The sequence below is a fragment of the Streptomyces sp. NPDC002835 genome (genome assembly GCF_053591995.1).
In genome coordinates, this window is record NZ_JBSFUW010000006.1 from 264,490 (window position 1) to 287,223 (window position 22,734).

A 22,734-nucleotide genomic window follows, 5' to 3' on the forward strand; every position below is an offset into this window, starting at 1 on the left:
GCGGCGACTGTTCGAACACCGCCGCATCGCGCGGAACGTTACCGTATCGCGATCAGACAATCGGTTCGACGCCTTCTCCCGGGGCAGTGCCTGACGCCCGTTCGGACTCCAGAGCGTTCTGAAGGATCACCACAGCGGCAGCCTGGTCGATGAAGGACCGGCCCTTTTTGGACTTCACGCCCGAAGCGCGCAGGCCCTGAGTGGCCGTCACTGTGGTCATCCTCTCGTCGACCAGTCGCACCGGCACCGGTTTGACGCCCTGGGCGAGCGTCCGGGCAAAGCCACGGATCTTCTTCGCCGCCGGCCCTTCCCGCCCGCTGAGCGAGCGGGGCAGGCCGACCACGATCTCGATCGGCTCGTACTCCTCGACCAGTTGGCGCAGCCGCCGGTGGGCGGCCGGGACGTCGCGTCCCGGCACGGTCTCCACCGGGGTGGCGAGGAGCCCGTCGGGGTCACACGAGGCGACCCCGATCCGGGCGTCCCCGACGTCGATCGCGAGTCGGCGTCCGCGGCGCATCTGCGGCCTGTCCTCGGTCACGCGGTCTCGGCGACGAGGCGCTCGACGGCGGCCACGGCGTCGCCGATGGCGTCCGGGTTCTGGCCGCCGCCCTGGGCGACGTCCGGCTTGCCGCCGCCGCCGCCGCCGAGGGTCTTGGCGGCGGTGCGGACCAGGTCGCCGGCCTTGAGACCGCGCTCGCGGGCGGCCTCGTTGGTGGCGATGACGGTCAGCGGACGCCCGTTGGCGGTGGTGAACACGGCGACGACGGCCGGGCGGTCGCCCGGGATGCGACCGCGCACGTCGAGCACCAGCTTGCGCAGGTCGTCGGCGGACGTGCCGTCCGGGACCGTGCCCGTGACCAGGGCGACGCCGCGGACGTCCTTGGCACCCTGGGCGAGACCGGCGGCGGCGCCGAGCACCTTCTCCGCCCGGAACTTCTCGATCTCCTTCTCGGCGTCCTTCAGCTTGCCGAGCATGGCGGCGATCTTCTCCGGCAGCTCCTCGGAGCGGCCCTTGACCAGCTCCTGGAGCTGGGCGACGACCGTGTGCTCCTTGGCCAGGAAGTTGTACGCGTCGACACCGACGAGGGCCTCGACGCGGCGGACGCCGGAGCCGATGGACGACTCGCCGAGCAGCTTCACCAGGCCCAGCTGGGCGGTGTTGTGGACGTGCGTGCCGCCGCACAGCTCCTTGGAGAAGTCGCCGATGGTCACGACGCGCACCCGCTCGCCGTACTTCTCGCCGAACTCGGCGATGGCGCCCTGCTTCCGGGCCTCGTCGATGCCCATGACCTCGGCGTGCACGTCGAGTTCGCGGGCGAGGATCTCGTTGATCTTCTGCTCGACGTCGGTGAGGACCGTGCCGGGGACGGCGTTCGGCGAGCCGAAGTCGAAGCGGAAGCGGCCCGGGGAGTTCTCCGAGCCGGCCTGGGCGGCCGTCGGCCCGAGGGCGTCGCGCAGCGCCTGGTGGGTGAGGTGGGTGGCGCTGTGGGCGCGGGCGATGGCCCGGCGGCGGCGTACGTCGATGGCGGCGTACGCGGAGGCGCCGACGGTGACCTCGCCGACCTGGACGACGCCCTTGTGGACGCTGACGCCCGGTACCGGTTGCTGCACGTCGCGGACCTGGATCACGGCGCCCGAGTGGAGCCTGATCCGGCCCTGGTCGGCGAGTTGGCCGCCGCCCTCGGCATAGAACGGGGTGCGGTCGAGGACGACCTCGACCTCGTCGCCCTCGGAGGCGGCCGGGGAGGAGACGCCGTCGACCAGCAGGCCGACGACGGTGGACTCGCCCTCGGTGGAGGTGTAGCCGGTGAACTCGGTGTTGCCGGAGGCGTCGGCGACCTCGCGGTAGGCGGAGAGGTTGGCGTGGCCGGTCTTCTTGGCCCTGGCGTCGGCCTTGGCCCGGTCCCGCTGCTCCTTCATCAGGCGGCGGAAGCCGTCCTCGTCCACGGACAGGCCCTGCTCGGCGGCCATCTCGAGGGTGAGGTCGATCGGGAAGCCCCAGGTGTCGTGGAGCAGGAACGCCTTGTCGCCGGAGAGGACGGTGCCGCCCTTGGCCTTGGTCTCGGTGACGGCGGTGTCGAGGATGTTGGTGCCGCCCTTGATGGCCTTGAGGAACGCGGCCTCCTCGGCGAGGGCGACGGTCTCGATCCGCTTGCGGTCGGTGATCAGCTCCGGGTACTGCTGCCCCATGGTGTCGACCACGACGTCGACGAGGTCCTTGACGACCGGGCCGGTGGCGCCCATGAGGCGCATGTTGCGGATGGCGCGGCGCATGATGCGGCGCAGCACATAACCGCGGCCCTCGTTGCCGGGGGTGACGCCGTCGCCGATGAGCATCGTGGACGTGCGGATGTGGTCGGCGACCACGCGCAGGGAGACGTCGGAGCCGTGGTCGGCGCTGTAGCGGACGCCGGTCAGCTCGGTGGCCTTGTCCATGACGACGCGCAGGGTGTCGGTCTCGTACATGTTCTGCACGCCCTGCAGGATCATGGCGAGGCGCTCGAGACCGAGACCGGTGTCGATGTTCTTGCTGGGCAGGTCGCCGAGGATGGGGAAGTCGTCCTTGCCCTCGCCGGCGCCGCGCTCGTACTGCATGAAGACCAGGTTCCAGATCTCCACGTAGCGCTCGTCGTTGACGGCGGGGCCGCCCTCTTCGCCGAACTCCGGACCGCGGTCGTAGTTGATCTCGGAGCACGGGCCGCAGGGGCCGGGGACGCCCATGGACCAGTAGTTGTCGGCCTTGCCCAGGCGCTGGATGCGCTCGGCCGGGACGCCGACCTCCTCGCGCCAGATCCGCTCGGCCTCGTCGTCGTCCAGATAGACGGTGATCCAGAGCTTCTCGGGCTCCAGGCCGTAACCACCCTTGTCCTGGGGGCTGGTGAGCAGCTCCCAGGCGTACTTGATGGCGCCTTCCTTGAAGTAGTCGCCGAAGGAGAAGTTGCCGCACATCTGGAAGAACGTGCCGTGCCGGGTGGTCTTGCCGACCTCTTCGATGTCCGGCGTGCGCACGCACTTCTGCACGCTGGTCACGCGCGGGGCGGGCGGCTTGACCTCACCCAGGAAGTACGGCTTGAAGGGGACCATGCCCGCGGGAACGAGGAGCAGAGTCGGGTCGTCCGCGATGACCGACGCCGAAGGGACGACGGTGTGCCCGCGCTCCTCGAAGAAGCTCAGCCAGCGGCGGCGGATTTCAGCCGACTCCATCAGTGGTCCTCATTCCGGTTGTACGTGTGCTCGTCGTACGGCTCTTCGCCGTGCGAGGGCTCGGTGTTCGAGCGCCTGTCGTGCTTGGCAGGCTTGTGGTGTGACGTCTTGCTGTGCAGGTAGGTGATCTGCGCGGGCTCACCCCGCCCGATCGCCGACTTGCCCCGCTGTGCCGGCAGCCCGGGCTCCACGGGCGCGCGCAGCCCCAGCACCTCGGCGAGTTCGTCCTCACGCTGGACCATGCCCGACCTGACGTCGAGGGCGAAGTCCTTGAGCCGGTGGCCGGCGTCGACCGCCTTGTTCGCGGCCTGCGCGGCGAGGCTCTCCGGGGTGAGCTGCTTGAGCTTACGGTTGACCTTGGTGGTGGCCCACACACCGGCTGCCGCGCCGGCGGTGAACCAGAACGTGCGGCGGAACATGCCTCAGCCCTTCCGGTCCTTGCGCCGGGCACCCGGCACGGTACGGCCGACGATCACAGAGCGGCGCGACGGCCTGGCCGGCTTGTCGTCGTCCTTGCGGCTCATGGCGCGGCGGACGCCGTATCCGAACGCGGCGACCTTGACCAGCGGGCCGCCGAAGGTGGAGGCGACCGTCGTGGAGAGCGCGGAGGCGTTGGAGGTGACCTCCTGGACGTCCGTCGCGATGGCGTCCACCCGTTCGAGCTGGGTCTGCGCGGAGCGGACCGTCGCCGAGGCGTCGGCCAGCAGGGGCACGGCCTGTTCGGTCACGTCCGCCACGAGTTCGGTGGTCGCCCTGAGCGTCTGGGCCAGCCTCACCAGCACCACGGCGAGGAAGGAGACCAAGATCGCCCAGAAGACGGCCACCAGAATCCCGGCAACCTCTCCACCGGTCACTGCGCACCGCTCTCTGCTCGTCTTCGGGTACTCGGGAAATCGTCCTCCGAGCCTATCGCGCCCTCGACGGCGGGCCGTACCGCATTACCGGTGCACAGGGGAGAGTCGCCCCGGACCGATTGTACCCAGTGCTTACGCCTGAGTACGCTGCGTGTTCTATGCGACGCCGTCATCACAGTCTTCCCGCGGAACTGAACCGCTTCATGGGCCGCAGCCGCGAGTTGACCGCGCTCTTCGGAGCCCTCGACGACTCCCGGCTGGTCACCGTCGTCGGAGTGGGCGGCGTAGGCAAGTCACGCCTGGTCTCGCACGCCGCGGCGGCTCTGCAGAATCGGTACGCCGACGGGGTCCGGCTCTGCGAGCTGTCGCCGCTGCGCGACCCCGGCCTGCTCACCCACGCCCTCGCCGAGTCCCTCGGCATCACCGACCACACCAGCCGGCCACCGCGCGACGTCCTGCTGGACGAACTCTCCGACAGCGGCCTGCTGCTCGTGCTGGACGGCTTCGAGCATCTCGTCGAGGAGTGCGCGGAGCTCGTGGGCGACCTGCTGCGCCACGCGCCCGGCGTGCGGGTGCTCGCGGCGGGCCGCAGACGGCTGCGGCTCGACGGGGAGCAGGTCTTCGAACTGGACCCGATGTCCGAGGACGACGCCGTGGAGCTCTTCAGGGCCCGCGCCGCGGCGGTGGCGCCGGGCTTCGAGGGCGTCGATCCCGACCCGGACCCGGTACGCGAACTGTGCCGCCGGCTCGAGGGCATCCCGCTGGCACTCGAACTCGCCGCCGGGCGCATGCCCGCGCTCTGCGTCGACCAGCTGCTGCGCCGGCTCGACGACCGTTTCGACGTGCTCACCGGCGGCTGCCGGAGCGCGCTGCCGCGCCACCAAACCCTGCGCACCGCCATCGGCTGGAGCCATGAACTCTGCACGCCCCAGGAGCGGCTGCTGTGGGCGCGGCTGTCCGTCTTCGCCGGGCAGTTCGACCTGGACGCGGTGGAGTACATCTGCAGCGGCCCCGAACTGCCCGTCGAGAGCGTCCTGGACGTCCTGGCGGAGCTGGTCGCCCAGTCCGTGGTCCGCCGCGAGGAGTCGCCCGCCGGGCTGCGCTACCGGCTGCTGGACACGGTCCGCGCGTACGGGGCCGAGTGGCTGGAGGCCATCGGCGACGCGGAACGGCTGCGCCGGCGTCACCGCGACTGGTACATGGGGCTCGCCACCTGGTGCGAGCTCGAATGGTTCAGCCCCCGCCAGGCCGAGGTGGCGGCCTGCGCGGACAGCGCGCTCCCGGATCTGCGGGCGGCGCTGGAACTGTGCCTGGACGACCCGCGGGAGGCCCATCTGGGCCGGCATCTGGCGGGCACGCTCTGGTTCTACTGGGTCGGCTGCGGCCGGCTGGCCGAGGGCAGACACTGGCTGGACCGTTGCCTGGACCAGGAGTCGGACCCTGGCCACGAGGACGCCCGGCTCAAAGCGCTGTGGGTGCTGGGCTATGTGGCCGTCCTCCAGGGCGACTTCGCGGCGGGCGCCGGCGTGCTGCACGAGTGCGCCGAGGGGGCGGACCGCACGGGCAACCGCCTCGCCGCCGCCTACGCGACGCACCGCAAGGGCTGCCTGGCGCTGCTCTCCGGCGAGATGCCCCGCGCCGAGGAGCTGCTGCGCTCGGCGCTCGTGTCGTACGAGGCGGTGGGCGAACTCAACAGCAACGTCCTGATGGGCCGGGTAGAACTGGCCATGGCGTTCGTCTTCCAGGGCCGGCTCGACGATGCGGTGGCCCTGTGCGAGGAGGTCGGCCGGGTCTGCGAGGAGCACGGCGAGCGCTGGACCCGCGCGTACGCGCTGTACGTGCTGGCCTACGCGGCCTGGGCGGCGGACGAGCACGGGCGGGCGCGTGCGCTGCTGCGCGAGTGCCTCACGATCGACCACCGGTTCAACGACCTGGTGGGGCTGGTGCTCGCGCTGGAACTGCTGGCCCTGGTCACGGCGAGCGAGGGGGGCCCGGCGGAGGCGGCGGTGCTCCAGGGGGCGGCCGCCCCGATGTGGGCCTCGGTGGGCCTGGCGCCGTTCGGATCCCGCCACTTCGGCGTGCCCCGGAAGCTGTGCGAGGAGCGGGCCGTCGCGCTGCTGGGGGCCGAGCGGTACGCGGCCTGCGTACGGGAGGGGGCCGGCCTCGGTGTCGACGCGGCGGTGCGGCGCGCCCTGGCCGCGCCGCAGCAGCCGCGGCCCCGGCCGGTGGGGCCGCAGCGGGTGCAGCCCCCGGAAACGCGGGAGCCCGCCGGCTCCCCCGCCGGAAACGGCGGGGAGGCGGCGGGCTGACGCGCTGTGGGCGGTACGGCGCCTGATCAGCGGGCGTAGTACTCGACGACCAGCTGCTCGTCGCAGATGACCGGAACTTCCTTGCGCTGCGGGTCACGGTCCAGGCGGAACGCCAGGGCCTTGAGGTTGACCTGCAGGTAGCGCGGGGTCTCACCGTCGGGGGCGAAGCCACCCTCGCGGGCCACCTGGAACAGGGTCTTCTCGCGGGAGCGCTCGCGGACCATCACGACGTCGTCGGGACGGACACGGAACGACGGCTTGTTGACCTTGCCGCCGTTGACCTCGATGTGGCCGTGGACGACCATCTGACGGGCCTGGTAGATGGTGCGGGCGATGCCCGAACGCAGGACCAGGGCGTCGAGGCGACGCTCGAGCTCGATGACCAGGGCCTCGCCCGTCTTGCCCTCGGCCTTGCGGGCGCGGTCGTAGGCGCGGGCCATCTGCTTCTCGCTGATGTCGTACTGCGCGCGCAGGCGCTGCTTCTCGAGCAGACGGACCTTGTAGTCCGAGTTCTGCTTGCGGCCACGGCCGTGCTCGCCCGGCGGGTAGGGGCGGGCTTCGAAGTACTTGACAGCCTTCGGCGTCAGCGCAATACCGAGCGCACGCGACTTCTTGACCTTGGGACGCGACTGGTTAGGCACGTTCTCCAGACCTCCGTTGTAGGTTAGGTTAGGCTCACCTTACTCAAGGAGATCGCATGTCTCGCCCTGGGAACACCAAGCGCATCACGGACAGCACGAAGAACACCGACGCTTCTGCGAGCGTGGAGGTGACGGAGGTCCGATCAGCTCATGGTCAGCCGCGTCCCAGCGGGCTTGAAATCACTCGGATGCCGTCAGCAGCCGAGCGCACACGAACTCTCGTACAGAGTACATGCTCAAGCTGGCTGCTCGTGCCCGGCCTCGAAGGGGCCCGGCCGGAGCAGCTCAGCCCGCGGGCGCGGACCGTCGGCGCCGACGGCGAGGTCTTCCTGCTGTTCCCCGTCGACTCCCCCGCCGTACGGGCCGCCACCCACGCCCAGGCCGACGAGCTCTCCGCCGTGCTGGAGATCGTCGACGTGGCGCCGGTCGCCGTGCCGGACCGTGTCCGGGGGCGCGCCCTGATCTCCGGCTGGCTCACCAGTGCGCCCGGCCTCGCGACCGAACCCGGGTCCATGATGCTGCGCCTGGAGGTCGGGGAGGCGGGCGTGGACGACCTGTGGGGCGCCTCCCCCGTGGAGCCGGAGGCGTTCGCCGACGCCTCGGCCGATCCCCTCGTGGCCCACGAGACCGAGCTTCTGCAGCACTTGGCCTCGGCACACGGCGACCAGGTGCAGGCGCTCGCCGCACAGGCCGGCGAGCGGGAGGCGCGGGCCGTCGCGGACGGCCGGCGGGCGGTGCCGCTGGCACTGGACCGGTTCGGGCTGCGGGTGCGGTTCACCGGCGGGCGCTGCTTCGACACCCGCTTCGACTTCCCCTCGCCCGTGGGAGACGTCACGGAGCTGCGCCGCGCGATGCACGCCCTGTTCGAGGCGGCGTCGCCCTGAGGCCGCTCAGTCCGTCTCGCCGCGCAGGCGCTCGCGCACCTTCTCCACCACGTCCGCGTACCGCGCCTCCGCGCCGTAGCGCGTCGGCTCGTAGTAGCGCCTGCCGTGGACGGCGTCCGGCGCGTACTGCTGGGCCGCGATGCCGCCGGGGACGTCGTGCGGATAGACGTACCCCTGGGCGTGGCCCAGCTTTGCGGCCCCCTTGTAGTGGCCGTCGCGCAGATGCGGCGGGACCGGGCCGGCCAGGCCGCCCCGTACGTCCTGCCGGGCGGCGGAGATCGCCGTCGTCGCCGCGTTCGACTTGGGGGCGAGCGCGAGGGCGATGGTGGCGTGGCTGAGGGTCAGCGCGGCCTCGGGGAAACCGATCATGGCCACGGCCTGGGCCGCCGCCACCGCTGTCGGCAGGGCGGTCGGATCGGCCAGACCGATGTCCTCGCTCGCCGAGATCATCAGCCGCCGGGCGATGAACCGCGGGTCCTCGCCCGCCTCGATCATCCGCGCCAGATAGTGCAGCGCCGCGTCCACGTCGGAGCCGCGGATCGACTTGATGAGCGCGCTGGCGACGTCGTAGTGCTGGTCGCCGTCCCGGTCGTACTTCACCGCCGCCCGGTCGACGGTCTCCTCCACGGTCTGGAGGCTGATGGCGTCCTCGCCCTTGTCGATGGCCGCGCCCGCGGCGGCCTCCAGCGCGGTCAGCGCCCGGCGGGCGTCGCCGCCCGCGATCCGCAGCAGATGCGCCAGGGCGTCCTCGGCCAGCGAGACGGCGCCGCCGAGGCCCCGCTCGTCGGTCAGCGCACGGCTCAGCAGGTCCCGGATGTCGTCGTCGGTCAGCGGCTCCAGCGTCAGCAGCAGCGAACGGGAGAGCAGCGGCGAGATCACCGAGAAGTACGGATTCTCCGTGGTGGCGGCGATCAGCGTCACCCAGCGGTTCTCGACCGCGGGCAGCAGCGAGTCCTGCTGGGCCTTGGAGAAGCGGTGGATCTCGTCGAGGAAGAGGACGGTCTCCTTGCCGAAGCCGCCCGCGGCGCGCTTGGCGCCCTCGATGACGGCCCGGACCTCCTTGACGCCCGCGGTGATCGCGGAGAGCTCCACGAAGCGCTTGTTGGTCGCCTTGGAGACCACATACGCCAGCGTCGTCTTGCCGGTGCCGGGCGGGCCCCAGAGGATCACGGACGAGACGCCGGCCGGGCCTCCCCCGCCGCCGCTCTCGCCGACCAGGCGGCGCAGCGGTGATCCGAGCCCCAGCAGATGCCGCTGGCCGACCACCTCGTCGAGGGTGCGCGGACGCATCCGGACCGCCAGCGGGCTGCTGGTCGGGTCCTTCTCCTGGCGTTCTTCTGCTGCGGCGGTAAAGAGGTCGGGCTCCACGCTGTGAAGCCTATGCCAGCCCACTGACAGCGCCGGAGCCCCGGCCGGAGGTCCCGGTCACCGGCACGGTCAGCCGGTCCAGAAGTCCCACCAGCGGGTCAGGATCAGCATGCCGATCACCCCGGTGTGCAGGACGGGCAGGACCCAGGTGAACTCGTCCAGGAAGCCGCGCAGCCAGGCCGGCGCGGGCAGCAGTCCCTGGCGGACGTTGTGCGAGGTCACGTACCAGAACATGAAGATCGTGGCGACCCATGCCAGGCAGCACCACAGGCACAGCGCGTTGATCTCGTACAGCGACTGCTGCATCAGCCAGGTGCAGAAGCCGACGCCGAAGAGGGTGCCCGCGTTGAGGGTCAGCCAGTACCAGCGGGAGAACCGGGCGCCGGCGAGCAGGCTCATGCCGACGCAGACCACGACGGCGTAGGTCACCAGCCCGAGCATCGGGTTGGGGAAGCCGAAGACCGCGGCCTGGTCGCTCTCCATGACACTGCCGCAGGAGACCACCGGGTTGAGGCTGCATCCCGGGGTGAACGTGGTGCCGGCGATCTTCGCCTCGAGGATCTTGAACTTGTCGATCGTGATGATCCACGCGGCCAGCACCCCGGCCGCGCCGGTGACGACGAGCAGCCAGGCGAGCGCGCGGCTGCCGCCGACGCGGCGGACGCCGGGGTCGCCGTGGCCGGAGGACACGCCGTCAACTGCTGCAGTCGTCATATCCCTGTTCCGTCGCTCGGTGGTCGGTCGGGCAGAGTCATTGTGCCGCAGAGACAGCGGCACCGGCCGTCGGCTGTGGACAATGCCCGAGGTGCCGGCCCCGCCCACGCGTGGGTACGGGCCGGACGGCGCACCGTCCGGCCCGGACCGTCTCAGCCGAGACGCGAGCGCAGCTCGTCCACGATCCCGTCGAGCGCGACGGCCTGCTGCTCACCGGACTCCATGTCCTTCAGCTGCGCCACGCCCTCCGCGAGGTCCCGCTCCCCGACCACGACCGCGTAGCGCGCGCCGCTGCGGTTGGCCGCCTTCATCGCGGCCTTGAGGCCCTTCCCGCCGTACGAGAAGTCGGTCGCGACGCCCGCCCTGCGCAGCTCGTTCACGACGCCGAACAGCAGCCGCCGCGCCTCCTCGCCGATCGGCACCGCGTACACGCTGGTGGCGGCGGGGATGTCGAGCTCGATGCCCTCCGCCTCCAGCGCCAGCACCGTACGGTCCACGCCCAGCGCCCAGCCGACGGACGGCAGCACGGGGCCGCCGATCATCTCGGACAGGCCGTCGTAGCGGCCGCCGCCGCCCACCGCGGACTGCGAGCCGAGACCGTCGTGGACGAACTCGAACGTCGTGCGCGTGTAGTAGTCGAGGCCGCGCACCAGCTTCTCGTCGTCCTCGAAGGAGACGCCCGCAGCGATCAGCAGGGCCCGCACCTCCTCGTGGTACGCCTTGCACGCGTCGCAGAGATAGTCGCGGAGCATCGGGGCGCCCGTGAGCTGCTTCTGCACGGCGTCGCGCTTGTCGTCGAGGACCCGCAGCGGGTTGATCTCGATACGGCGGCGGGTGTCCTCGTCGAGGTCCAGGTCGCGCAGGAACGACTGGAGCGCCTCGCGGTAGACGGGACGGCAGGTGCTGTCCCCGAGCGAGTTGAGCAGGATGCGGAACTCACGCAGCCCCAGCGAGCGGTACGCCTGGTCGGCCAGGATGATCAGCTCGGCGTCCAGGGCCGGGTCCTCGGCGCCGATCGCCTCGGCGCCTACCTGGGAGAAGTGCCTGTACCGGCCCTTCTGCGGGCGCTCGTAGCGGTAGTACGAGCCGGAGTACCAGAGCTTCACCGGCAGGCCCTGCTTGTGCAGGCTGCCCTCCAGCGCCGCGCGCAGCACGGAGGCCGTGCCTTCGGGGCGCAGCGCGAGCTCGGTGCCGCCCTTGGTGGTGAGCGTGTACATCTCCTTCGTCACGATGTCGGTGGACTCACCGACGCCGCGCGAGAAGAGGCCCACGTCCTCGAAACCGGGGGTCTCGATGTATCCGTAGCCGGAGGTCCTCAGCGGCGCGGCGATGGCCTCGCGCACCGCCAGGTACGTCGCGGACGACGGCGGAAGCAGGTCGAAGGTGCCCTTGGGGGCCTTGAAGGTGCTCACGGAATCTCTCGTCACATTCCTCGTCGGGGCGCGTCCACGCTCCCGAGGCCGGCGGCCACTTCCCGCAGATACGGGTTGGTGGCGCGCTCGCGGCCGATGGTCGTCTGGGGGCCGTGGCCGGACAGCACCACGGTCGAGTCGTCGAGCGGCAGGCACACCCGTGCCAGCGACCCGAGCATCTCGTCCATGTCGCCGCCGGGCAGGTCCGTGCGTCCGATGGAGCCGGCGAACAGCAGGTCGCCCGAGAAGAAGACGGACGGGACGTCCGCGGACTCGGGCATCGTGAAGGTCACCGACCCCTTGGTATGGCCGGGCGCATGGGAGACGGAGAAATCGAGGCCGGCCAGGCGCAGCGCGGCGCCGTCCGTGAGCTCCTTGACGTCGTCGGGTTCTCCCACGGTGAGCTCGCCCATGAGGGGCATCCCGATGGAGCGCCCGAGGGCCTTCTCCGGGTCGCTCATCATGTAGCGGTCGTCGGGGTGGATCCAGGCGGGCACGTCATGGGCGCCGCACACGGGGACGACGGAGGCCACGTGGTCGATGTGGCCGTGGGTGAGAACGACGGCGACGGGCTTCAGCCGATGCTTCTTCAGCGTCTCCTCGACACCCTGAGCGGCCTGGTGGCCGGGGTCGATGATGACGCACTCCTCGCCTGCGGCGGGGGCGACCAGGTAGCAGTTGGTCCCCCAGGCCCCGGCGGGGAACCCGGCAATAAGCACGATCGTCCTCAGTTCGGTCGTCGTCGGACAGCGGATGCGGTGGAATGCAGCAGATCAGAGCCTACCGGCGCTGCGTATCGCACAGCCAACCCGTATACGGTACGGGGCAAGCTCGGCGGTTACCGCTACGCGAGTACGACGCGACGTATCCAGACGGACAAGACGCACAAGGAGAAGACCCGGTGGTCAGCAGCGATCAGCGGCGGCGGCAGCTCGCCCGGGAGAAGTTCGAGCGCCAGCAGCAGCGTCGGGAGCAGGCGCGCAGGAAGGCCAAGGTGCGCAACTCGGCCATCGCGGCAGCGGTGGCGGTGGTGCTCTGCGCCGGTGGCGGCGTCTACGCCATGGGCCTCACCGGGGACGACAAGAAGGACGACTCCGCGTCGGCCGACCCCTCGCCGACCCCTTCCGCCTCGGAGAGCACCAACCCCGAGCCCGCGATGTCGATCGACAAGAAGGCGAAGTACTCGTTCTCGGTCAAGACCGGCCAGGGCGACATCACGATCGCCATGGACGCCGCGAAGACGCCGCACACGGTGAACTCGTTCAAGTCGCTGGCGGACAAGGGCTACTTCGACGGTACGAAGTGTCACCGGCTGACCACGGAGAACATCTTCGTGCTGCAGTGCGGCGACCCGAAGGGCGACGGCACCGGCGGTCCGGGCTACACGATCCCCGACGAGAATCTCGACTCTCTCGGCAAGCCGGGCGCGGACGGCAGCGTCACGTTCCCGGCGGGCACGGTCGCGATGGCGAACACCGGCCAGCCGGGCACGGGCGGCAGCCAGTTCTTCCTCGTCTACAAGGACACCAAACTCCCGCCGGCCTACACACCGTTCGGGACCATGGACGACAAGGGCCTGAAGGCCGTGAAGGACGTGGCGAAGGCCGGAGTCGAGGGCGGCGGCGCCGACGGGCCGCCGAAGAAGGCCGTCGCGGTCGAGAAGGCCACGGTCACGAAGGTGTGAGCGAGACGATTTCGGTCGCGCTGAGTGCGGACAGCCGGGCGGCCGGTCGCCTAGATTGGGCGTTGTGCAGCGTGTGCTGACGCGCGCTGTGGAGGGCGGGCGAGGCCCGTCCGGGAAACTGTGGACGATGCCCGGGGGGATGGACCCTCGTCGGCATCAGGTTGAGGAGGCGCTGTGAGCAGCGACCCGTGGGGCCGCGTCGACGAGACGGGCACCGTGTACGTGCGTACTGCCGAGGGCGAGCAGGTCGTCGGCTCGTGGCAGGCCGGGACTCCCGAGGAGGCTCTGGCCTATTTCGAGCGCAAGTACGAGGGCCTGGTGGTCGAGATCGGCCTCCTCGAGCGGCGGGTGAAGACGACCGATCTGTCGGCCAAGGACGCCCGGGCCGCCATCGACCATCTGCGTCAGCAGGTGGACGAGCACCACGCGGTGGGCGACCTCCAGGCGCTTCGGGTGCGGCTCGACGCGCTGGTGGAGACGGTCGAGAAGCGCCGCGAGGAGCGCAAGGCCCAGAGGGCGAAGCAGACCGACGAGGCGCGCAAGGCCAAGGAGGCCCTGGTCGCCGAGGCGGAGGAGCTGGCGCAGAGCGAGCAGTGGCGGTCGGCCGGCGAGCGGCTGCGCGCGCTGGTGGACACGTGGAAGGGCCTGCCCAGGCTCGACCGGAAGTCCGACGACGAGCTGTGGCACCGCTTCTCCCACGCGCGGTCCGCCTTCTCCAAGCGCCGCAAGGCGCACTTCGCGTCGCTGGACGCGCAGCGCGAGGAGGCCCGCCGGCTCAAGGAGCGGCTGGTCACGGAGGCCGAGGCACTCTCCGGTTCGACGGACTGGGGCCCCACCGCGGCCCGTTACCGGGACCTCATGGCGCAGTGGAAGGCCGCGGGCCGTGCGCAGCGCGAGGCGGAGGACGATCTGTGGAACCGTTTCCGCGGCGCCCAGGACGTCTTCTTCGCGGCGCGCAGCGGTGTGTTCGCCGAGCGTGACGCGGAGCAGGCGGAGAACCTCAAGCTGAAGGAGGAGCTCGCCGCGGAGGCCGAGAAGCTGGTGCCGGTGACCGATCTGAAGGCCGCCCGTGCCGCCTTCCGTTCGATCAACGAGCGCTGGGAGGCCATCGGTCATGTGCCGCGCGACGCCCGGCCCAAGGTCGAGGGCCGGATGCAGGCGGTGGAGCGGGCTCTGCAGGAGTCCGAGGAGAACGAGTGGCGCCGGACGAACCCGGAGGCGCGTGCGCGTGCCGAAGGGCTGACCGGTCAGCTGCAGGCGGCCGTCGACAAGCTGCGGGGCCAGATCGACGCTGCCCGCGCCTCGGGCAACAACGCCAGGGCGGACAAGCTCGCCAAGGAGCTCGAGGGCCGTCAGGCGCTGCTTGACCAGGCGCTGAAGGGTCTCCAGGAGTTCGGCGGCTGAGGCAGGCCGTACGAGAGGGGCCCGGTACGCGATCGCTCGCATACCGGGCCCCTTTCCGTGCTCCGGGTACGGCTCCGGCTACGGCCGGCGGGCCGAGGTCACGCGGTAGACGTCGTACACGCCCTCCACGCCCCGGACGGCCTTGAGGACGTGGCCCAGGTGCTTGGGGTCGCCCATCTCGAAGGTGAAGCGCGAGGTGGCCACCCGGTCGCGGGAGGTCTGCACGGCCGCCGACAGGATGTTGACGTGCTGGTCGGACAGGACCCGGGTCACGTCGGAGAGCAGCCGCGAGCGGTCCAGCGCCTCGACCTGGATGGCGACCAGGAAGACCGACGACTGGGTCGGGGCCCACTCGACGTCGAGGATCCGTTCGGGCTGCTGCGAGAGCGAGTCGACGTTGACGCAGTCCGCGCGGTGCACCGACACACCGCTGCCGCGGGTGACGAAGCCGATGATCGGATCGCCCGGCACCGGCGTACAGCAGCGGGCGAGCTTGACCCAGACGTCCTCGACGCCCTTGACCACCACGCCGGGGTCGGCGCTCTTGCGGCGCTTGCCGCGGCCGTGGGACGGCGGGGTGGACTCGGCGATGTCCTCGTTGGCGGCCTCCTCGCCGCCGAGGGCCTGCACCAGCTTCTGCACGACACCCTGCGCGGCGACATGGCCCTCGCCGATCGCCGCGTACAGCGACGAGATGTCCGGGTAGCGCATCTCGTGCGCGAGGGTGACCAGGGAGTCGCCGGTGAGGATGCGCTGGATCGGCAGGTTCTGCTTGCGCATGGCCCGCGCGATGGAGTCCTTGCCCTGCTCGATGGCCTCGTCCCGGCGCTCCTTGGAGAACCAGGCGCGGATCTTGTTGCGGGCCCGCGGCGACTTGACGAAGCCGAGCCAGTCGCGGGACGGCCCCGCGCCCTCGGCCTTGGAGGTGAAGACCTCCACCAGGTCGCCGTTGTCGAGGGTGGACTCGAGCGGCACGAGCCGCCCGTTGACGCGTGCGCCTATCGTGCGGTGGCCCACCTCGGTGTGCACCGCGTAGGCGAAGTCGACGGGGGTGGCGCCCGCGGGGAGCGCTATGACGTCGCCCTTGGGCGTGAAGACGAATACCTCGTTGCGCGAGAGGTCGAAGCGCAGCGACTCCAGGAACTCGCCCGGGTCCTCCGTCTCCTTCTGCCAGTCGAGGAGCTGCCGCAGCCACGCCATGTCGTTGACGGTGTCCTGGCCGGCGGTGCCCTTGCCCGCCCTGGGCACGTCGGTGCGGATCTTGGAGGCGCCGGCGACGGTCTCCTGCTTGTACTTCCAGTGCGCGGCGATGCCGTACTCGGCGCGGCGGTGCATGTCGAAGGTGCGGATCTGCAGTTCGACGGGCTTGCCGTTGGGACCGATGACCGTCGTGTGCAGTGACTGGTACATGTTGAACTTCGGCATCGCGATGTAGTCCTTGAACCGGCCGGGGACCGGATTCCATCGCGCGTGCACGGTGCCGAGGGCGGCGTAGCAGTCGCGGACCGTGTCGACGAGGACACGGATGCCCACCAGGTCGTAGATCTCCGCGAAGTCCCGGCCGCGGACGATCATCTTCTGGTAGACGCTGTAGTAGTGCTTCGGCCGGCCGGTGACGGTGGCCTTGATGCGCGCGGCACGCAGGTCGGACTGGACCTCGTCGGTCACTATGGCGAGGTACTCGTCGCGCTTGGGCGCGCGCTCGGCGACGAGGCGGACGATCTCGTCGTACATCTTGGGGTAGAGGATCGCGAAGGCGAGGTCCTCGAGCTCCCATTTGATGGTGTTCATGCCCAGCCGGTGGGCCAGGGGTGCGTAGATCTCGAGGGTCTCGCGGGCCTTCTTCTCCTGCTTCTCCCGCTGCAGGTAGCGCATGGTGCGCATGTTGTGCAGCCGGTCGGCCAGCTTGATGACCAGGACGCGCGGGTCCTTGGCCATGGCGACGACCATCTTGCGCACGGTCTCGGCCTGCGCGGCCTCGCCGAACTTGACCTTGTCGAGCTTGGTGACGCCGTCGACGAGGAGCGCCACGGAGTCGCCGAAGTCACGGCGCAGCTGGTCGAGGCCGTACTCGGTGTCCTCGACCGTGTCGTGCAGCAGCCCGGCCATCAGGGTCGCCGGGTCCATGCCGAGCTCGGCGAGGATGGTGGTGACGGCGAGCGGGTGGGTGATGTACGGGTCGCCGCTCTTGCGCTTCTGGCCGCGGTGCCAGCGCTCCGCGACCTGGTAGGCCTTCTCGACCTGGCGGAGCGTGGACGTCTCGATCTTGGGGTCGTTGCTGCGCACGATCCGCAGCAGCGGTTCGAGGACCGGGTTGTACGGCGAGGAGCGCTGCACGCCCAGGCGCGCAAGGCGGGCGCGCACGCGGTTCGAGGACCCGCCGGTGCGTGCCGGGCCGGCCGGGAGCGGCTTCGGAGCGGTGACGGGTGCCTGGCTCACTCGCTCGGGCGCGGCGGGGGCCGGCCCCTCGGTCCGCTTCGGCTCGGGCGTGACAGGGGATGCCGCGGCCTTGTCGGCCTGCTGGTCGGGCTGCGCGGCGGCGGGCTGGGCCTCGTCTGGCAAGGGCGCTCCTCTGGGGGTCCCCCCGGACGGAGTCCGGGGGAGGTTCCGGGTCCCCAGGTCAGGCCCGGAAAGGCCATGATATCGACCCCGGCGTCCGCGATCGCGCGGGGACGGGGGCCTCTCACAACGCGAGACGGGCGCCCGGGTGTTCCCGGGCGCCCGTCCGTGGCGCGACGATCTGCGAGTACGGCGGTGAATCCGCAGCTCACAGCGGTGTCACAGGGTGATCAGGGCCTCCAGCGGCGTGCCGTCCAGCGCGGGGGCGAGCCGGGCCCGGCCGCCCAGGAATCCCAGTTCCATCAGGACCACGACGCCGACGACGTCGGCCCCGGCCCGGCGGATGAGCTCCAGGGACGCCTCCGCGGTGCCGCCGGTGGCGAGCACGTCGTCGATGACCACGACACGGTCGCCCGCGCTGAGGTCCTCGGCGTGCACCTCGATCTCGGCGGTGCCGTACTCCAGCTCGTAGGCCTGGGAGAGCGTCGCTCCGGGGAGCTTGCCCGCCTTGCGCACCGGGATGAAGCCGACACCCGACTTCACGGCCACCGGGGCGGCGAGGATGAAGCCGCGCGCCTCGAGGCCGACGATCTTCGTCGCGCCGTGGCGGACGCAGAACTCGCTCAGCGCGTCCGTCAGCGCCGTGAACGCGACCGGGTCCGCGAGCAGCGGCGTGATGTCCTTGAACACCACGCCCTGCTTCGGATGGTCCGCGACGTCCCGGATGCGGCTGAGCAGCAGCTCCTGTGTGGTGTTGACAGTCATCGGCGCCTGCCGGTGGGACGGCCCCGGCCGCGGCCGCGCGGTCCGACGACGGCTCCGGCGGCGGCCGCCGCGGGCGTCCCGTCGGCGGGCCCGTCCTGGTCGTCCGCCGCGTCCTGCCCGTCGTCGCCCTTGGCCCCCGCGGCCGCGCGCTTGGCGAGCACCCGCTTCTTCAGGGCCTTCATCTGCGGGTCGAGTTCCTTGAGGTCGGCGACGAGCGGAGTGGCGATGAAGATCGAGGAGTAGGCGCCGGCCGCGAGACCGACGAACAGCGACAGCGAGATGTCGTTGAGCATGCCCGCGCCGAGGAAGCCGCCGCCGATGAACAGCAGACCGGCGACCGGCAGCAGCGCCACGACGGTCGTGTTGATCGACCGCACCAGGGTGCTGTTGATGGAGCGGTTGGCGATCTCGCTGTAGGTGAAGCGGGTCTGCTTGGTGATGTCCTTCTGACCCTCCTTGAGGCTGTCGAAGACGACCACCGTGTCGTACAGCGAGTAACCGAGGATCGTCAGCAGACCGATGACCGTACCGACGGTGACCTCGAACCCGACGAGGGAGTAGATGCCGACCGTGATGGTGATGTCGTGGATCAGCGCGACCAGGGCCGCGACGGCCATCCGCCATTCGAAGGCGATGGCCAGGTAGACCACGACGAGCAGCATGAAGACGGCGAGGCCGGTCCAGGCTTTGTTGGCGATCTGCTCACCCCAGCTGGGTCCGACCAGATCGGCGTTGATCTGCCCGGCGGGGACGTCCAGTGCCTGGGCGAGCTCCTTCTGGACACGGTCGGCCTCGGCCGTGTCGACACCGCTGATCTGGATGCGCAGACCGCCGGTGCCGAGCTCCTGCACGATCGGGATGTGCTCGGAGATCTCCTCCGCCGCCTCCGTGGCCTGGCTGACGCTCACGTCCGCCTTCGGCGTCGTGAAGACGGCACCGCCCTTGAACTCGATGCCCATGTTCAGGCCCTGGACGGCGAGGGCGACGATCGCGGTGATCGTGATCAGGATGGAGACGCCGTACCAGACCTTGCGCTTGCCGACGAAGTCGTACCCGACCTCGCCCTGGTAGAGCCTGGCGCCGAGATTGCCGAGTCGGGACATCTCACGCCTCCTTCGGGTCGGTCGTCGGGGCGGTCATGCGGCGGGTGCGCCGCAGCGGCGGCTTGGCGCCGAGCCGCTTCGGGTCGAGGCCGGACCACGGGTGGCCGCCTGCGAAGAACGGACGGCGGGCGAGCAGCGTCATCACCGGCTTGGTGAAGAAGAACACCACGACCACGTCGAGGAGGGTGGTGAGACCCAGCGTGAACGCGAAGCCCTGGACCTTGCCGACGGTGACCACGAACAGCACCGCGGCGGCGAGGAACGACACGAAGTCGGAGACCAGGACGGTGCGGCGGGCACGCGGCCAGGCGCGCTCGACCGCGGGACGCAGGGTGCGGCCCTCCCGGATCTCGTCGCGGATGCGTTCGAAGTACACGATGAAGGAGTCGGCGGTGATACCGATGGCGACGATCGCACCGCAGACGGCCGGCAGGTTCAGCGCGAAGCCGATGGCCGGGCCGAGCAGGGTCATGATCGTGTACGTCAGGACCGCGGAGACGCCGAGGCTGAGCAGAGCGATCAGCGACAGGCCGCGGTAGTAGACGACCAGGTAGATGACGACGAGGGCGAGACCGATCGCACCGGCGATCAGACCGGCCTTGAGCTGCTCGCCACCGAGGGCGGCGGTGACGGTGGTGACGCTGTCCTCCTCGAAGGACAGCGGCAGAGCGCCGTACGACAGGATGTTGCCCAGGTTCTGGGCGGACTCCTGGTCGAAGTTGCCGGTGATCTCGGCGCTGGCGCTCAGCGTCTGGTTGACCTGCGGGGCGGAGACCACTTCACCGTCGAGGACGATGGCGAACTGGTTCATCGGGGGCTGCTGCTGCGACAGCCGGCCGGTGATCTTCTGGAACTTCTTGGCGCCGGCGTCGGTGAACTCCATCGTGACGATCCACATGCCGCGCTGCTGGTCCAGCTGGCCCTTGGCGTCGTCGACGTCCCGGCCGCTCACCTCGGCGGGGCCGAGGATGTACTTCTCCCACTGGTCGGCGCTGTTCAGACCGCAGGCGACGATCGTGTCCGAGGGCTTGACGTTGTCGCCGAGCTTGCCGCGGGCCTTGGGGTCGGTGCAGTCCAGGGTGGTGAACTGCTTCTCGAGCGCGCCGGTGGCGGGGTCGGCGGACGGCTTCGGCTCCGGGCTCGCGTCCGGCTTGGGGCTCTCGGAGGCCTTGGGCTCCTCGGAGCCGGAGGGGCTCGGGCTCGCGGCGGGGGCCTTGATGCCGTCGGTCACGGCGCGGCCCTGGGTGGTCGCGTCGGGCGAGGGGCTGTCGGACGGGGAACCCGACGGCGGGGTGGCCGTCTCCTTGTCGTCCTTCGCCTTGTCTTCCTTCGCCTTGTCGCCCGGGGAGGCGCTCGGGGCGGGCTCCGGGGCGGCGGGACCGCCGGCGGCAACCGTCAGAACGGGCCGGAAGAACAGCTGGGCGGTGGTGCCGACCTGCTGACGGGCCTGCTCCGAGTCCGTGCCCTTGGGGATGTTCACAATGATGTGACTCTCACCCTGGGTCTGAACCTCGGCCTCGGAGACACCGAGACCGTTGACACGGCGCTCGATGATGCCGACGGCCGTGTTCATGTTGGTCTCGTTGACCGCGTCCTTCTGGCCGGGCAGGCTCTTGGCCTGGAGCGTGATGGACGTACCGCCCGCCAGGTCGATGCCCAGGCGTGGCGTGTACTCGCCCGCCGCGAACATCCCGCCCGTGAGCGCGACCATGGCGATCAGGATCAGAGCCAGGGCGCGCCCCGGCTTGCCCTGAGCCCCCGCGGGCCTTCGGCCCCTGTTCGGTGCTGCCACCTTCTCGTTTCTCCCTGTCCAACCGCCCACGGCGCCGGGTGGGCGCCCGCAACGGCCACGAAGTGATGTGGGGACCTGCCCCCGCGATCAGTCGACACGCCACGGGACCGCCCGGCGCCTGCCCGGCGCCACCGCGGTCCCAGTCGTGACTACTTCGCGTCGGCCTCGCCGTCGGCCTTGCCGTCCTCGGCCGCGTCGGTCTTCTTCGGCGCCTCGGCCTCGGACTTCTTGCCGAAGTCGACCTTGGCGTCGGAGTCGGCGTCGGCCGCGGCGACCTCGGCGTCACCGTCGGTCAGCGAGGAGGCGTCGTCCGGGACGACATGGGTGTCGTCGTCGCCGTGGACGATGCGGTTGTACTCCTCGTCGGAGAGCACGGCACCGATCGAGTTCTTCGCGAACATCAGGTGGACGCCGGGAGCAGCCTCAAGGAGGACCGTGTCGTCTGTGACCTCCTTGACGGTGGCGTACAGGCCACCGATGGTCCGCACGCCGGTTCCGGGCTGCATCTGGTCGCGCATATTGGCGGCCGCCTGCTGCTTCTTCTTGGCGGAGCGGGTCATCAGGAACATGGCCCCGATGAGCACGATGAAGGGGAGGAGGGTCAAGATATCCACGGGGGAATTCCTTCGCATGACCGCGCTGAGTGAGCGGCCGATCTACGGGGGTGGGCACGCCGACCTGTAAGGGCGGCATCGGCGGAGTCTAAGCGAGTCCGCATCGTTGGAACAACGCCCAGCATGGCACCGTGGTTCCTCGGCGTGCGAGTCTCCTCGCCGTCACGCCCCGAACAGACCCTGTTGTCCGCTTGCGCCCTGCGCCTGCTGGGGCCGCGTGAGCCCGAGGTGCGCCCAGGCCGCGGGGGTGGCGACCCGGCCGCGGGGCGTACGGGCCAGCAGCCCCTCCCGTACGAGGAACGGCTCCGCCACCTCCTCGACGGTCTCCCGCTCCTCCCCCACGGCGACGGCGAGCGTCGACAGGCCGACGGGGCCGCCGCCGAAGAGCTTGAGCAGCGCCTGGAGCACGGCGCGGTCGAGCCGGTCGAGACCGCGGATGTCCACCTCGTAGACCTGCAGCGCCGCGGCGGCCACCGCACGGTCGACCCGGCCGTCGCCCTCCACCTGCGCGTAGTCGCGGACCCGGCGCAGCAGCCGGTTGGCGATACGGGGCGTGCCGCGGGAGCGGCCGGCGATCTCGGCGGCGCCCTCGGCGTCGATCTCGACGTCGAGCAGCTGCGCGGAGCGGTGCAGGACACGTTCGAGCTCGGTCGGCTCGTAGAACTCCATGTGGCCGGTGAAGCCGAAGCGGTCGCGCAGCGGTGGCGGCAGCAGACCGGCCCGCGTCGTCGCGCCGACCAGCGTGAACGGCGGCAGCTCCAGCGGGATGGCGGTGGCGCCGGGGCCCTTGCCGACGATGACGTCGACGCGGAAGTCCTCCATCGCCATGTACAGCATCTCCTCGGCGGGGCGGGACATCCGGTGGATCTCGTCGAGGAAGAGGACCTCGCCCTCCTGCAGGGAGGACAGGATCGCCGCGAGGTCGCCGGCGTGCTGGATGGCCGGGCCGGAGGTGATCCGGATCGGCGCGTTCATCTCGGACGCGATGATCATGGACAGCGTCGTCTTGCCGAGGCCGGGGGCGCCGGACAGCAGGACGTGGTCGGCGGTGGCGCCGCGCTGGCGGGCCGCCCTGAGCACGAGGTCCAGCTGCTGGCGGACCCGCTCCTGGCCGACGAACTCGTCAAGGCTCTTGGGGCGCAGGGCCGCCTCGACGGCGCTGTCCTCACCGTCGGCGGCGGGCGCGACAAGGCGCGGGTCCGCGGCGGTGGGGGTCTCGTCTTCCCAGTTCACGTGTGTCTGCCTTCTCGGGGGTGGTGGTTGCGGGTGCGGGGCGCTGCCCCTGGCCCCCGCGCCTCAAACGCCGGCGAGGCTGATTTCGCGGAGCGAAATCCAGCCCGGCCTGGGGGTACTCCCCCTACGGCCTGGCGGCCGTGGGAGGTGCCCCCACCCACGGCCGCCAGGCCGTAGGGGGAGTTTGAGGCCAC

19 protein-coding genes are annotated in these 22,734 nt (G+C 70.8%); 4 read left to right on the forward strand and 15 right to left on the reverse strand.

Annotated features, from left to right (window positions below; translation table 11 throughout):
• Positions 1-52: 52 nt before the first annotated feature.
• Genes ruvX through ACWD01_RS09600 form a run of 4 tightly spaced genes read right to left on the reverse strand, consistent with a single transcriptional unit; the run spans position 53 to position 4,058 of the window.
• The gene (ruvX, locus tag ACWD01_RS09585) at positions 53-517 is read right to left on the reverse strand and encodes a Holliday junction resolvase RuvX (protein ID WP_356898336.1); all 465 of its coding nucleotides are present in this window, start codon (positions 515-517) and stop codon (positions 53-55) included.
• Positions 518-534: 17 nt separating this feature from the next.
• Complete coding sequence (gene alaS, locus ACWD01_RS09590) at positions 535-3,204, reverse strand: alanine--tRNA ligase (RefSeq protein WP_451159829.1); 2,670 nt, start codon at positions 3,202-3,204, stop codon at positions 535-537.
• Complete coding sequence (locus tag ACWD01_RS09595) at positions 3,204-3,623, reverse strand: DUF6167 family protein (protein ID WP_451159831.1); 420 nt, start codon at positions 3,621-3,623, stop codon at positions 3,204-3,206. Before ACWD01_RS09595 ends, alaS begins: the two co-directional genes overlap by 1 nt.
• Before the next feature lie 3 nt (positions 3,624-3,626).
• Entirely contained in the window at positions 3,627-4,058 is a 432-nt protein-coding gene (locus ACWD01_RS09600) for a DUF948 domain-containing protein (RefSeq protein WP_451159833.1), read from the reverse strand.
• Positions 4,059-4,216: 158 nt separating this feature from the next.
• On the opposite strand from ACWD01_RS09600, the gene ACWD01_RS09605 reads away from it, so the two are divergent.
• Positions 4,217-6,367: an ATP-binding protein gene (locus ACWD01_RS09605; RefSeq protein ID WP_451159835.1), complete on the forward strand. Its 2,151-nt coding sequence runs from the start codon at positions 4,217-4,219 to the stop codon at positions 6,365-6,367.
• A 26-nt stretch (positions 6,368-6,393) separates the two neighbouring features.
• On the opposite strand, the gene rpsD is transcribed toward ACWD01_RS09605, so the two are convergent.
• Complete coding sequence (gene rpsD, locus ACWD01_RS09610) at positions 6,394-7,008, reverse strand: 30S ribosomal protein S4 (protein WP_356898274.1); 615 nt, start codon at positions 7,006-7,008, stop codon at positions 6,394-6,396.
• A gap of 188 nt (positions 7,009-7,196) precedes the next feature.
• On the opposite strand from rpsD, the gene ACWD01_RS09615 reads away from it, so the two are divergent.
• Positions 7,197-7,892, forward strand: a complete 696-nt coding sequence (locus ACWD01_RS09615) for a DUF2470 domain-containing protein (RefSeq protein WP_451159837.1) — start codon at positions 7,197-7,199, stop codon at positions 7,890-7,892.
• A 6-nt stretch (positions 7,893-7,898) separates the two neighbouring features.
• Here the strand turns inward: ACWD01_RS09615 and ACWD01_RS09620 are convergent, their stop codons facing one another.
• The 4 genes from ACWD01_RS09620 to ACWD01_RS09635 form a co-directional block, all read right to left on the reverse strand.
• Complete coding sequence (locus ACWD01_RS09620) at positions 7,899-9,260, reverse strand: replication-associated recombination protein A (RefSeq protein ID WP_451159839.1); 1,362 nt, start codon at positions 9,258-9,260, stop codon at positions 7,899-7,901.
• A 69-nt stretch (positions 9,261-9,329) separates the two neighbouring features.
• Complete coding sequence (locus ACWD01_RS09625) at positions 9,330-9,974, reverse strand: vitamin K epoxide reductase family protein (RefSeq protein ID WP_451159841.1); 645 nt, start codon at positions 9,972-9,974, stop codon at positions 9,330-9,332.
• A 152-nt stretch (positions 9,975-10,126) separates the two neighbouring features.
• A complete protein-coding gene (gene hisS / locus ACWD01_RS09630; RefSeq protein WP_451159843.1) occupies positions 10,127-11,386 on the reverse strand; it encodes a histidine--tRNA ligase in 1,260 nt (419 codons plus the stop codon).
• A gap of 11 nt (positions 11,387-11,397) precedes the next feature.
• Positions 11,398-12,105 (reverse strand): MBL fold metallo-hydrolase, encoded by a 708-nt coding sequence (locus ACWD01_RS09635; protein WP_451159844.1) that lies wholly within the window; start codon positions 12,103-12,105, stop codon positions 11,398-11,400.
• 182 nt (positions 12,106-12,287) lie between these two features.
• On the opposite strand from ACWD01_RS09635, the gene ACWD01_RS09640 reads away from it, so the two are divergent.
• Together ACWD01_RS09640 and ACWD01_RS09645 are read left to right on the forward strand one after the other, a co-directional pair.
• A complete protein-coding gene (locus ACWD01_RS09640; RefSeq protein WP_451159845.1) occupies positions 12,288-13,070 on the forward strand; it encodes a peptidylprolyl isomerase in 783 nt (260 codons plus the stop codon).
• A 174-nt stretch (positions 13,071-13,244) separates the two neighbouring features.
• On the forward strand, positions 13,245-14,474 hold the full coding sequence (locus ACWD01_RS09645; RefSeq protein WP_451159847.1) for a DUF349 domain-containing protein: 1,230 nt from the start codon (positions 13,245-13,247) through the stop codon (positions 14,472-14,474).
• Between the two features lie 78 nt (positions 14,475-14,552).
• Here the strand turns inward: ACWD01_RS09645 and ACWD01_RS09650 are convergent, their stop codons facing one another.
• The 6 genes from ACWD01_RS09650 to ruvB all read right to left on the reverse strand — a co-directional run bounded on the left by ACWD01_RS09650 (position 14,553) and on the right by ruvB (position 22,540).
• Positions 14,553-16,913 carry a RelA/SpoT family protein gene (locus tag ACWD01_RS09650; RefSeq protein ID WP_451159884.1) on the reverse strand — a complete coding sequence of 787 codons (2,361 nt, stop codon included), beginning with the start codon at positions 16,911-16,913 and terminating at the stop codon, positions 14,553-14,555.
• Positions 16,914-17,252: 339 nt separating this feature from the next.
• Positions 17,253-17,798, reverse strand: coding sequence for an adenine phosphoribosyltransferase (locus ACWD01_RS09655; RefSeq protein WP_451159848.1), 546 nt, complete (start codon positions 17,796-17,798; stop codon positions 17,253-17,255).
• A complete protein-coding gene (gene secF / locus ACWD01_RS09660; protein ID WP_451159850.1) occupies positions 17,795-18,901 on the reverse strand; it encodes a protein translocase subunit SecF in 1,107 nt (368 codons plus the stop codon). Before secF ends, ACWD01_RS09655 begins: the two co-directional genes overlap by 4 nt.
• Before the next feature lies 1 nt (position 18,902).
• Entirely contained in the window at positions 18,903-20,693 is a 1,791-nt protein-coding gene (gene secD / locus ACWD01_RS09665) for a protein translocase subunit SecD (RefSeq protein ID WP_451159852.1), read from the reverse strand.
• 149 nt (positions 20,694-20,842) lie between these two features.
• On the reverse strand, positions 20,843-21,307 hold the full coding sequence (gene yajC / locus ACWD01_RS09670) for a preprotein translocase subunit YajC (protein WP_451159854.1): 465 nt from the start codon (positions 21,305-21,307) through the stop codon (positions 20,843-20,845).
• Between the two features lie 162 nt (positions 21,308-21,469).
• Entirely contained in the window at positions 21,470-22,540 is a 1,071-nt protein-coding gene (gene ruvB / locus ACWD01_RS09675) for a Holliday junction branch migration DNA helicase RuvB (RefSeq protein WP_451159856.1), read from the reverse strand.
• Positions 22,541-22,734: the final 194 nt, after the last annotated feature.

Coding starts and splice junctions, on each gene's coding strand:
- ACWD01_RS09615 (WP_451159837.1), top strand. CDS start 7,197: ATGCCGTCAGCAGCCGAGCGCACACGAACTCTCGTACAGAGTACATGC.
- ruvX (WP_356898336.1), bottom strand. CDS start 517: ATGCGCCGCGGACGCCGACTCGCGATCGACGTCGGGGACGCCCGGATC.
- secF (WP_451159850.1), bottom strand. CDS start 18,901: ATGTCCCGACTCGGCAATCTCGGCGCCAGGCTCTACCAGGGCGAGGTC.
- ACWD01_RS09595 (WP_451159831.1), bottom strand. CDS start 3,623: ATGTTCCGCCGCACGTTCTGGTTCACCGCCGGCGCGGCAGCCGGTGTG.
- ACWD01_RS09625 (WP_451159841.1), bottom strand. CDS start 9,974: ATGACGACTGCAGCAGTTGACGGCGTGTCCTCCGGCCACGGCGACCCC.
- ACWD01_RS09605 (WP_451159835.1), top strand. CDS start 4,217: ATGCGACGCCGTCATCACAGTCTTCCCGCGGAACTGAACCGCTTCATG.
- alaS (WP_451159829.1), bottom strand. CDS start 3,204: ATGGAGTCGGCTGAAATCCGCCGCCGCTGGCTGAGCTTCTTCGAGGAG.
- ACWD01_RS09655 (WP_451159848.1), bottom strand. CDS start 17,798: ATGACTGTCAACACCACACAGGAGCTGCTGCTCAGCCGCATCCGGGAC.